Consider the following 12855-nt stretch of genomic DNA (forward strand, 5'->3'; position numbering starts at 1 on the left):
GACACATGCCCGGAGCTTGGCTGGAAGGGATGACATGAAGGACATGGTCCCGCGAGGACGTCATGTTACTCGGGCGCCGGTCGGTTCAGACTGAACATATCGTCGTTAGCAATCCCTGAAACGAACATGCAAAATCTTGTGACGGCGTCCCCTAGAAACATCGGGTTCAGTTTTTTTCGGTTCGCACGCGTGCTCGGTTTGTTAAGCCGCCATTCAGACTGAAAGAGCGATAATTACACAAATTTCGCCGTCTCATGCAACCTTGCTAAAACAGCATTGTATTGAGACCGAACAATCAACCGCTCGAAACAGACGCTGGACTGGATTGAAAATTTGACTTTGTTTCAGGTTTACACACGCGCCCTGCGCTATCTGACCGTACATAAATGGCGGGTGTTGATCGTTGTCATCGCCAACATCATTCTTGCAGCGATCACCATTGCCGAACCCGTGCTGTTTGGACGGATCATCGACGCCATCTCTTCCGGCTCCGATGTCACGTCCATCCTCATCCTGTGGGCGGGTTTCGGCGTCTTCAACACCGTGGCTTATGTCGCTGTCGCCCGCGAGGCCGACCGGCTGGCCCATGGTCGCCGCGCGACCCTGCTGACGGAAGCGTTCGGCCGGATCATCTCCATGCCGCTCTCCTGGCACCATCTGCGCGGCACCTCGAACGCACTGCATACGCTTCTGCGCGCCAGCGAGACGCTGTTCGGCCTGTGGCTCGAATTCATGCGCACGCATCTGGCGACTTTCGTCGCGCTCGTGCTGCTTATTCCGACAGCCATTGCCATGGACCTGCGCCTCAGCTTCGTCCTGATCGGTCTTGGCATCGTCTACTGGTTCATTGGCAAGTGGGTGATGGGCCGCACCAAGGATGGCCAGGCTTCGGTCGAGGAGCATTATCACAGCGTTTTTGCCCATGTCAGCGATTCCATCAGCAACGTGTCCGTCCTGCACAGCTACAACCGCATCGAGGCTGAAACGAAGGCGCTGAAATCCTTCACCGAAAAACTGCTGAGCGCCCAATATCCGGTGCTCGACTGGTGGGCTTTCGCAAGTGCCTTGAACCGCACTGCGTCGACCGTTTCGATGATGATCATCCTCGTCATCGGCACCGTGCTGGTGAAGAACGGCGAATTGCGCGTCGGTGACGTCATTGCCTTCATCGGTTTCGCCAATCTTCTCATCGGCCGTCTCGATCAGATGCGTCAGTTCGTGACCCAGATTTTCGAGGCGCGCGCAAAGCTCGAGGATTTCTTCGTGCTCGAGGATTCCGTCAAGGAACGGGAAGAACCGGGCGACGCCCGCGAATTGTCCAATGTCTCCGGCACCGTGGAGTTCCGCAACGTCAATTTCGGTTTCGCCAACACCAAGCAGGGCGTCCACGACATCTCGTTTACGGCCAAGGCCGGCCAGACGATTGCCATCGTCGGACCGACGGGCGCGGGCAAGACCACGCTCATCAATCTTCTGCAGCGTGTCTATGATCCGGATTCAGGCCAGATTCTGATCGATGGAACCGACATCTCGACGGTGACGAAGAACTCGCTCAGAAACTCCATCGCCACGGTGTTCCAGGATGCTGGCCTTCTCAACCGCTCCATCCGCGAAAACATCCGCCTTGGTCGCGAATCTGCTACCGACGCGGAGGTCGTGGAAGCAGCAGCAGCTGCTGCTGCGACGGATTTCATCGACAGCCGTATAACCGGCTACCTGACCCAGGTGGGTGAACGCGGCAACCGCCTGTCCGGTGGCGAGCGCCAGCGTATCGCCATTGCGCGTGCTATCCTGAAGAACGCTCCCATCCTGGTCCTTGACGAGGCAACCAGCGCGCTGGACGTGGAAACGGAAGCACGGGTTAAGGCCGCCGTGGACGCGCTGAGAATGAACCGCACGACCTTCATCATCGCCCACCGCCTTTCCACGGTGCGCGATGCCGATCAGGTGCTGTTCCTCGATCAGGGCCGTATCATTGAAAAGGGCACGTTTGACGAGCTCAGCCAGCGTGGCGGACGCTTCACCTCGCTGCTGCGCACCAGCGGCCTGCTGACAGAGGACGAGGGCCAGCCCCGGCCGAAAGCCATCGCCTCCTGACACTCTGGCTTACGGAATATAATAAGGGCGGGCACCGTGGTGTCCGCCCTTTTTCTTTGTCCGTTTTCCCAAGGTCTGCGAAGCTGGAGACATGTGCCTTGATAATGCAGGAAAGGGCCAAGCCTTAGCCTTAGCCTTAGCCTTGGCCATCAGCATTCAGCGATCCAACAGCGCAGAAACATGGCTTTGTAAAACTGCTCTGCCTGCGTGCCACGTCGAGAGGAGCGCGGCTTACATTCTCGGTGGCCCTCGCAAGACCGTCGCGAGGCTGTGTCATTTCTCTCATTGAGATGATGCTGGAGATACCCGCCAGGACAAAGTCGTCACAGCGCCTCCGTGCAGACAAACAATACCAGGGCAGCCACAATAAAAATTAAGGCCCCTGCGTCACCGCAGGAGCCTGATTTTAAAAGCAAACGTAGAGCCGGTCGTCAGTCGAACGGGATCACCCGATCGTCAGCCGACAGGGGCTTGCCGTCGACGGATACCGAGACCTCCGCCGTGCCAGCCTTACGGCTGACGACGATGTCCTTTGCTTTACCGTCCAGCGTGATCTTCACCGAGAAGCCGCTCCAGTCTTCGGGCAGCGACGGCGCGATGTGAAGCTTGCCTTCGGTTCGGGTGATACCGAGAATGCCCTCGATCGCGGCGCGATAGAGCCAGCCGGCGGAACCCGTGTACCAGCTCCAGCCGCCGCGACCCGCATAAGCGCCCTCACCGTAGACATCGGCGGTCACCACATAGGGTTCGACCCGATAGGTTTCGGAGGATGCCGCGTCGAGCGCATGGTTGACGGGGTTGAGCAGCTTGAAGCAGTTCCACGCCTCCTGCGCACGCCCCTGCTTGGCAAGGGCAAGCACTACCCAGGTCGCCGCGTGGGTATATTGTCCGCCGTTTTCGCGCACACCCGGCGGATATCCCTTGATATAACCCGGATCATGCGGTGCCCGCGAGAATGGCGGGGTGAACAGACGGATGATACCGGCCTTTTCATCGACCAGATGCTCAATGACAGCGTCCATCGCCTGCCGTGACCGGCCTTCTTCACCCTCGCCGGAAAGAACGCTCCAGCTCTGGCCAAGTGAATCGATCTGGCATTCCTCGCTGGTGGCGGAACCGAGCGGCGTGCCGTCGTCGAAATAACCGCGACGGTAGTAGCTGCCGTCCCAACCCGCAGTTTCGAGATCATTGCGAAGCTTTTCGCGATGCGCCGACCACCTGCCGACACGGTCTGCATCACCGCGCTTTTCGGCGATCGCGATGAAGTCGCGAAGCGCTCCGGCCAGGAACCAGCCAAGCCAGACACTGGTGCCCTTGCCGCCGATGCCGACACGGTTCATGCCGTCGTTCCAGTCACCGCCGAGGATCAGCGGCAGACCGTTTTCGCCGGTGCGATGGATCGCGAGATCAAGCGCCAGAGCCGCGTGTTCGTAGAGGCTAGCGGATTTGTCGCTCGTCTCCGGCTGGAAGAAGGCATCGTGCTGCCCCGGCATCAATGCCGGTCCCTTGATGAAGGGAATGCTTTCATCAAGGATGGCCGCATCGCCCGTAGCCGAGACATACTGGTTGATCGCATAAGCGAGCCAGACCACGTCATCAGAGATCGTCGTGCGGACACCTGCACCGGTCAAAGGCAGCCACCAATGCTGGACGTCGCCTTCAGCAAACTGGCGGCCTGCCGCACGCAGGATCTGCTTGCGAGCGAGATCCGGCTGGTAGAGCAGGAATGCCAGCGTGTCCTGAAGCTGGTCACGGAAGCCGAAAGCGCCGCTCGACTGATAGAAGGCCGTGCGCGCCAGGATGCGGCACGCCAGCGCCTGATAGGGCAACCAGCTATTGACCATGTGGTTGAAGCCGGCATCGGGCGTGGTAACCTGCAACTGGCCGGTAAAGCCAGTCCAGAACGCCTTGCTGCCCTCCAGCACCGACTGGAAATCCGCCGCGCGGACTTGTTCGACCAGCGTTGCCGCCTCCTCCGCATTGTCGGCATCGCCGAGAATGAAGGTCATATGCCGTTCTTCGCCCGGCTTCAGATGGATTTCCTGCATCAAGGCGGCGCAGGGATCGCCGTCCACCTCGGTGCTGCCACTGAGTGCCGCACCGGACACAATGCCCTGCGGAGCCTGTGCAGAACCGAAGCGGCCGATGAATTCACGGCGGCTGGTGGTGAAGCCGCTTGCCTCGCTGTCGAGCGTCAGGAAGGCAGTGCGGGTGCTATAGTCGATGCTGTAAGGGTTGGAAGCAAAAATCGCATTGCTGCCGGCATCGTGCCTGCTCAGGATGAACGGCGCAGATTTCTGGCCATTATTGCCCAGCACCCATTCCACATAAGCATAGACTTTCAGGCGGCGGCTTTTCGAACCCTTGTTGCGTACGATGAGCTGCGAGAACTTGACCGGCTTTTCACGGTCTACCGTCTGTGTCACCTCGACTTCAAGCTTATCCGTCTTGCCGGTCATTACGGAGTAACCGAGACCGTGACGGGTTTCGAACAGGGCTTCCGGATCACGCGAAAGGGCAGCACAGGGCGTATAGAGCTTTCCTGTTTCCACATCGGCAACATAGAAGGCCTCGCCCGGCCGGTTGATGACCGGATCGTTGCTCCAGGGTGTCAGCTGATAGTCACGGGAATTGCGGCTCCAGGTGAAACCGGCGCCTTCCGCCGACACATGGAAGCCGAAACTTTCGTTCGAGATGACGTTGATCCAAGGATGCGGCGTGGATTGCCCACCATGCAGGCGCACGACATATTCCTCTCCGCTTTTGGCGAAACCGCCAAAACCGTTCCAGAAATCGAGATCGCCCGCATCCTCGACAGCCTCAGCGACGGGGAACGCAGGCACCGGCAGGCGAGCCTGCGCGGCCTCAGTCGCGCCGTCAGGACCGCGATGCGCCGCAAAAAGCGACACGGCGCGGTTGATCTGGTCGACAATCTTGCCATTCCGCACATGCAGCACGACACGGGAGGCCGCCAGAAGCGCGCTCCAGGTCTCTTCGTCCATCAAGTCGCGGCGAACGGAGAACACATGCGGCCTACCACCATCGGCGGGATTGATGCGACGCTGTGCCTCGGAAATATGATCCAGCGCATGCTGCATATCCTGTGCATACGACGCAGCCCGTTCGTTGACGATGACGAGATCGAAGATCACGCCGCGCGAACGCAGATATTCGTGGGCGCTGAGCGCCTCACGGGCAATATCCATGTCCATATCGTCGTTGATACGCAGGCTGAAGATCGGGAAATCGCCCGAAATGGCAAGCGGCCAAAGCGCCCGCTGCGAAGCGAGGCCCGTTTTCAGCGTTTCCGAATCCGCGCGCAGATGCATGTCCGGATAGGTCAGATAACGGCCGAGATGCTGGAAAGCGGCGGCCTGCTGCGAAGTGACGCCCACATGGCGCATCTGCACCTGCGTGCGCGTCCATGCATGCACGAGTTCATGGGCAAATGCGTCAGGATGGCGATAACGATCGATCGCCTTGTCGACTTCCTCGCGGCTCGGCGCGGCAATCGTCCAGAAAATCACGCTCACCTTCTTGCCGGCCGGTACGCGCACAGTGCGTCGCAACGACAGGATAGGATCGAGCGTGAAGCCATCGGTGTTGGAAAGCGTGGCACCGGTATCGAATGCAGCCGCTTCACCGAGCGATCTGCCGCGGCCGATGAACTTGGCACGGTCCGTCTCGAACTCCGTCGGGCGCGATGGGCCGGCGTTATCGGCAGCAAGATGCGCGATGATCGTTCCGGGCTCATTCGGGCTGCGGCGGTTACGCCAGGCGCGGATGACATCGCCGCGCCTGCCGATCTCCGTCTGCACGAACATGCGCGAGAACAGCGGATGGGCGTTGTCGTCGTCTTCCGACGCAATGACCGGCTCCATATAGGAGGTCACTTCAATGTAACGATCCTCGGAACCGACATTGAGCAGCGTGACGCGGCGGCCATCGGCATCGTGCTCGGTGGCGACGATGCATTCAACGACGCTCTGCAGATCGCCGACATTCTTGTGGAATTCGGCCTTGTCGTCGGTGAAGATCGTCTTGGTCTTTTCGCCTTCGATGACACGCGGCTCAGCCGTCGCACTCCACCATTGTCCATTGGTGGTATCACGCAGGAAGATGAAGGTTCCCCAACGATCTTCGGTCGGGTCGGCCTTCCAGCGGGAAATCGCCTGACCGTTCCATTTCGAATATCCCGCACCCGTTGAGGTGAGCATCGTCGAATAATGGCCGTTCGACAGGAACACCACTTCGCGGTCGCGCACGGCCGGGTCGGCGATGGAGCGCACTTCCGCACGCAGCAGGTCTGCCTGTTCCTTGCCTGGGGTTTCCGGCTCGTATTTGGCGCTCATGACAGGCACTTCGCGCGGTGCTTTTTCCTGCAACAGGAGTTCGGCCGCCTCGATTACCGGGTCGGAATGGAAGAGTTCGCGCAACACACCGTCAAAGGCGACGTTGGCGACAGCCGCGATCGACATGCCGTGGTGGTGGGCATAATAGTTGTAGACCACCGCGCAGACCTTGCCGTCAGGCACACGTGTCGGCGTGAAATCCACGGCATCATGGAAGCCGTACTGTCCAAGCGCGCCAAGCTTGCGCAGCTTGTCGAGGTTTTCCAGCGCACCGTCAGGATCGTACTGGCTGGCGAGGATCGACGCATAGGGCGCGATGACAGCATTCTGGCCGAGACCGCGCTTGAGGCCAAGCGTCGGCACACCGAAGTTGGTGTACTGGTAGTTCATGTTGTGATCGCGGGCATTGAACGCCGCTTCGGAAATGCCCCATGGCGTGCCGAGACGGCGGCCGTGGTTCATCTGTTCCTTGACGATCAGATTGTTGGTCTGGTTGAGAATGCCACCCTGACGCTCCTGCATGACAAGCGGAGGCATCAGATATTCGAACATCGAACCCGACCAGGAGACCAACGCGCCCTGCGCACCGATCGGCACAACCTGGCGGCCGAGACGGTACCAGTGCTCGGTTGGCAGATCGCCCTTGGCGATGGCAAACAGGCTGGTCAGGCGGCATTCGGAAGCCAGAAGGTCGTAGCAGGCCTCGTCCAGTTCCTTGCTTTCGACGCGGTAGCCGATCGACAGAAGACGGCGATCCTTGCGATAAAGGAACGTGAAATCCATCGAGAAAGCGAGGTTGCGGCTGCGGTCGCGCAGCGATGCAAGACGCTGGCGTAGCGGCTCCATATTGGTGAGGTCGATAGCGCTGTCTGAAATATGCGCCTCGCAGCAATCCACGAGCAATTGCGCCCAGCGCGTCACTTCCGCGCTCTGCGCAGACTTCACTTCGTGATCGACATTGGTAGCGAGCTTTTGGATGTCGCGCGCGAGTACCGCAAGATTGATGACGCGGATCGATGCGAATTCATGCTCGCGCTTGACCGAGGCAAGAGCGTTCGAAAAACCGATGATGCGTTCTTCGAGGCGGCGATGCAGCGGACGCAGGTTCTTGCGGTCGTCAGGCAGCGCTTTCAGCGTTTCGCGCAGAATGCCGGCGAGATCGCCGATACCGTCGAGATTACCCTGAAGATGCGCGGAAGGCGCTTCTGCCCACTGGCGGCAGGCAGACGAAACCGCAATCAGGTGACCGGCGAGATTACCGCTGTCCACCGCCGAAACGTAACGGGGACCAAGCGTCTGCAGCGTGTCCGTATGGTACCAGTTGTAGAGATGGCCGCGATGTTTCTCCATCTTCTCGACGGTCTGGATCGTGTTCTCGATCCGCTCCAGCGTATCGGCAAAGCTGATCCAGCCAAACTGGCGCGCCGAAATGATGGAAAGCAGGTAAACGCCGATATTGGTAGGCGATGTACGCGAGGCAACAATCGGCTCCGGCGTTTCCTGGAAGTTGTCCGGCGGCAGGTGGTTTTCCTGTGGCGTCACGAAGGCTTCGTAATAACGCCACGTGCGACGAGCGATCTTGCGAAGCTCGAAAGAGACGTGTTCCGAAACGAACAGCCGGTCTTCGGTTTCCGCCGACTGGCTGACATACCAGGCAACGGCGGGAGACAGAACCCAGAGCAGAGTAAAGGGAATGCCGATCAGGAAGGCATTGTCACCGGGCAGCGCCGCAAACAACAGGCCGAGCATGGCCACAACAGGCGCATGCCACATCTGGCGGAAATAATAGGTGATTCCGCCCTGGGCGCTAGACTGCATGCTGGCGGCGGTGCGCCATTCCAGCATCAGCTTGTGGCTGACAAGCAGACGGTAGAGCGAACGGACAATTGCATCCGTCATCATGCAGGCAGAATCGGCAATGAAGACGATACGCAACGCAACCTGCGCATTGGTGGCGCGGATTTCCGACCAGATGGTGTGGAAATGCGCCTGAGGCACGATATCAGTGGAGCGCGGCACGAGCCCGGAAAGCAGCGAGAGCGTCGGAGCGACGAACAGCGAGAAGATCAGCAGGATCTGCCAGATCAGCGCACCGAGCGGGTCCATGAAATACCAGCCGAGGATCGAGGCAAAGAACCAGGCAATCGGCGTCAGCGAACGGCGCAGGTTATCGACCATCTTCCACCGGCCGATCGCGGTAACACCACGGGCGCGGTCGAGAATATAGGGAAGCAGCTGCCAGTCGCCACGCGCCCAGCGATGCTGGCGCGAGACTTCCACCTCGTAGCGGGTTGGGAAATCCTCGACCAGTTCCACATCGGTCACCAGCGCGCAGCGCGCAAAAGATCCTTCGAGCAAATCATGGCTGAGGATGGAGTTTTCCTCGATCCGGCCCTTAAGAGCCGCCTCGAAGGCATCCACGTCGTAAAGACCCTTGCCGGTGAAGGTGCCTTCGGAGGTCAGATCCTGATAAACGTCGGAAACGGTAAAGACGTAGGGGTCGATACCGCGATTGATCGAGAAGACACGCTGGAAGACGGAGGCATCCTTGCCCGTCGTCAGCGAAGGCGTAACGCGCGGCTGCAACAGGCCATAACCTTCAACCACACGTCCCGAGACCGGATCGATGACGGGGCGGTTGATCGGGTGATGCATCTTGCCGACGAGCTTGGTCACCGCATCGCGCATCAGGCGCGTATCGGCATCAAGCGTCATGACGTATTTGACATCGGCCGGCACGATATTGGCGCCACCGAGGAATGTCGTGTCCTTGTCGCCGCGCAGCAGCATGTTAAGTTCATGCAGCTTACCACGCTTGCGCTCCCAGCCCATCCAGCAGCCTTCGGACGGGTTGTAGATGCGGCGGCGGTGCAGCAGGTAAAAACGCGTCTTGCCATCGAAGGCATAGCGGCTGTTCAGCGCCGACAGTTCGCGCTTGGCATATTCGAGAATCTCGAGATCGTCGCCGGACTGCTCATATTGGGCATCGCGCCAGTCGCTGACCAGCGCGAAATAAATCTCGCCATGCGGATTGGCGAGATAATGCACCTCGATATTGCGCATCATCTCGTCGACGCTGTCGCGGCTGGTCAACATGCAGGGCACGGCAACAAGCGTGCGGGCGTCCTGTGGAATACCGTTCTTGAACTCGTATCCGACCAACCGGAACGGCTTCACGAAGAAAGTGACGAGCGTGTTGAACAGACCGGTCGCGCCTTCCGAAGCAGGCAATGCAAACATCAAGAGGAATGCGGTCACCACATACCAGGGCATGCCCGCTTCGGCCAGGAACCAGCCGACGGCAAGCATGACGAGCGCGGTGATGAGAAACACTGGCGCCGCAATTGCGAGCCAGTTGAACTTGCGCATAGACCGGACGATATGCTGCGAGACCAGCGGCCTGTAAGCGAGCACCTTTTCAAGCTCGAACCGGCGCTGGCCGACGAGTACGGAGCCGACATTGACGCGATGGTTTTCAGACACCTCGGCAGGCTCGCCGGATCTCGCCATTTCCACGGCGGCACGCGCGACCTCTACCTCTGTCTTGGGGGAGCGACGCGCCAGAAGCTCGATCGTGTTGCGATAGGTGTTGCGAGAACCGAAATCGAGAATCTCGTAATCGGTTTCCTCGCGCAGGACCTTGTCGATATGGCTGACTTCCTCGAACCACACCGACCATTCGGTATCGTCGATTTCCCTCAGGCTCTTGACGATATTGCCCATCGTCACATTGCCGGAGGCCAGCCGGTTGTGTTCCGACATCATGACATTTTCAGCGTCGGTGCCCGCCGCATGCAGGCGTTCTTCAAGCCAGGCCACCGCAAAACCCGAAGTCTGCGAGCCGTTTCTGAGGCGATAGAGGAACTGCGTCGCAAAGGTCGGGTCATCGACCAGCGAATCGACCTGCTTGAGAAGTGCCGCGGAGGCTTCCGCATCGTTCAGGCGAATGATTTCGTCGACGACTTCATTCGCCTTCTGGCGCATGCGGCGCGAGCGTTCCACGCGAATGGAAATGCGGCGAAGATTTTCGATGAGGACGAAACGGATGATGGAGGGCAGTGCCCACAATTCGCCGATCTGCAGCGTCTTCGACGTCTGGTAGCCATCCACCAGCGCCGTCATGTTCTCGCGCGAGACCGTGCTGTGGGTATGGGCGACATAAAGCCAGCCGAGCGCCATAACCCGCGGGATCGTCACGCCGCCCACCGTCATTGTCGGCAGCTGGCGATAGAACTTGCGCGGAAAATCGCGGCGGACTTCCTGGATCGCCTCTTCGATGACGTAGTGGTTGTCGAGCAGCCATTCCGCCGCCGGCGTTATCGTCGCGCCATTTTCCGCGTCGACGGCCGTTGTGCGGTAGACCCGCAGGATTTCCTTCTCGTTCTCACGGTGGCGCTCGAAGAAGTCGAACTCCATGAAGCCGGGAAGGGTATCGGCACCGTCGCGCGAAAGCGCGGCACCGGCATCATGCAGTTCCTCGACCGTCATATAGGACGCGCGGATCGAATCATTGTGATCGATCTGCTTCGTCTCGGAATCACGGGCGGCGGCGGTCGGGGTAATATGAAATGACATCGGCTCGTATTCTGAACTTTATGGAGAATTGTTCGACTTGACCGGCGTTTCGTCCGTGGCGGGAATACGCACGAAATCGGGCCACGCTATATTTATGACTTATCCTGAACCTTCGGTGAACCGGATCAGACGTTGTGTGCAACGCATCGTCAAACGGCGAATATCCGCAAGCACGGCGTTTTGCTGCGCGATCCCTCCGAGCATGCAAAGCCGGGGATCTCTGCGGAGAATGGATTTTCGACGACAGGAAAATTTCGCCCTATGGCCCGGCAATGCCGTTCCAACCGGATTTCGCACCTTCCCCCACGGCGAAAATTGTTCGCGCAACGTCAGATAGTCCCCCTTTGACACCTGAAGGGCAACGCGAGGCCGAGAAGGCCTGCGCCACATCCGAAACGCTAATGCCCCAGGACGTCTATAGTTCCATGCCACCTGTCGCGATACGATGCAAGCGATGAATTTCAAGGCATTCCGGCTCCGGGAACGCCCCTTACATGCCCGCGTATATGCTGCTATGAAATTTGCAAAAAGCGCTGGAAAAAAGCGGCGTAACCAGGGACTTCGAAAATGACCAGACAGACCGCAAACATAGCCTCCTTCGCCAACCATATGCCGGATGTGGTAGCAATCCGCCGCCACCTGCACCGGCATCCCGAAATCGGTCTTTCCGAATTCCAGACCTCGGATTTCATTGCCGGACAGCTGGTGGAAATGGGTTACGAAGTAACGCGCGGACTGGCCGGAACCGGTATCGTCGCCACGCTCCGCAATGGCGACAGTGCCCGCACGCTCGGCATTCGCGCCGATATCGATGCCCTGCCGATCCGTGAGGAAACCGGAGCGGAATATGCAAGCGCCAATGATGGCGTCATGCATGCCTGCGGCCATGACGGACACACGGCCATGCTCCTGGGAGCCGCGAAGATCATCGCCGAACGCAGGAATTTCGATGGGACCCTGCATCTGATCTTCCAGCCGGCGGAGGAGAATTTCGGCGGCGCCCGCATCATGATCGAGGACGGACTGTTCGACCGCTTCCCATGCGATGCGGTTTTTGCCCTCCATAACGATCCCGGCGTGCCCTTCGGACAATTCGTCCTGCGCGACGGCCCGATCCTTGCCGCCGTCGATGAATGCAGGATCACCGTCAACGGATATGGCGGCCACGGCGCAGAACCGCAGGATGCGGCCGACCCCATCGTTGCGGGCGCCAGTATCATCATGGCCTTGCAGACGGTGGTGTCCCGTAACATCCATCCGCAACTGTCGGCGGTCGTCACTGTTGGCGCATTCCATGCTGGTGTTGCGAGCAACGTCATTCCCGAGAAGGCGGAAATGCTGCTCACCATCCGTTCCTTCGACGCGGGTGTGCGCGACGAACTGGAAAAGCGTATCCGGGCGATAGCCGAAGGCCAGGCGGCCAGCTATGGCATGAGTGTCACGCTCGATTACGAGCGCGGCTACAATGCGACAGTCAACCACAAGGCGGAAACGGACTATGTCGCCGGTCTGGCCCGTCGTTTCGCCGGGGCGGAAAAGGTGGTTGAAATGCAGCGCCCGTCCATGGGCGCGGAAGACTTCGCCTACATGCTTGAAAAACGGCCCGGCTGCTACTTCTTCCTCGGCACCGCGCGCACCGAAAACGACCCGCCGCTGCACCATCCGAAATTCGACTTCAACGACGATATCCTGCCAATCGGAACCGCCTTCTGGGTCGATCTGGCGGAGGATTATCTGAAGGCGTGAATGAATATAAAAAGGCCGGTCGGAGGAGCGACCGGCCTTTTTTTCTCAAGTTTCCTGATGAGAAAATCTGGGAGGATCAGGGAAC

At 59.4% G+C, this 12855-nt stretch carries 3 protein-coding genes; 2 read left to right on the top strand and 1 reads right to left on the bottom strand.

What is annotated here, in order from left to right; genetic code table 11:
- Positions 1-333: 333 nt before the first annotated feature.
- A complete protein-coding gene (locus AB4Z23_RS16880) occupies positions 334-2097 on the top strand; it encodes a glucan ABC transporter ATP-binding protein/ permease (RefSeq protein ID WP_013636948.1) in 1764 nt (587 codons plus the stop codon).
- Between the two features lie 431 nt (positions 2098-2528).
- On the opposite strand, the gene AB4Z23_RS16885 is transcribed toward AB4Z23_RS16880, so the two are convergent.
- Positions 2529-11024: a GH36-type glycosyl hydrolase domain-containing protein gene (locus AB4Z23_RS16885; protein ID WP_421476962.1), complete on the bottom strand. Its 8496-nt coding sequence runs from the start codon at positions 11022-11024 to the stop codon at positions 2529-2531.
- 567 nt (positions 11025-11591) lie between these two features.
- On the opposite strand from AB4Z23_RS16885, the gene AB4Z23_RS16890 reads away from it, so the two are divergent.
- Complete coding sequence (locus tag AB4Z23_RS16890) at positions 11592-12770, top strand: M20 aminoacylase family protein (protein WP_003516543.1); 1179 nt, start codon at positions 11592-11594, stop codon at positions 12768-12770.
- Positions 12771-12855 lie beyond the last annotated feature (85 nt).

Origin of the sequence: Agrobacterium sp. MCAB5 (genome assembly GCF_052114365.1) — a bacterium.
GTDB classification, from domain to species: domain Bacteria; phylum Pseudomonadota; class Alphaproteobacteria; order Rhizobiales; family Rhizobiaceae; genus Agrobacterium; species Agrobacterium tumefaciens.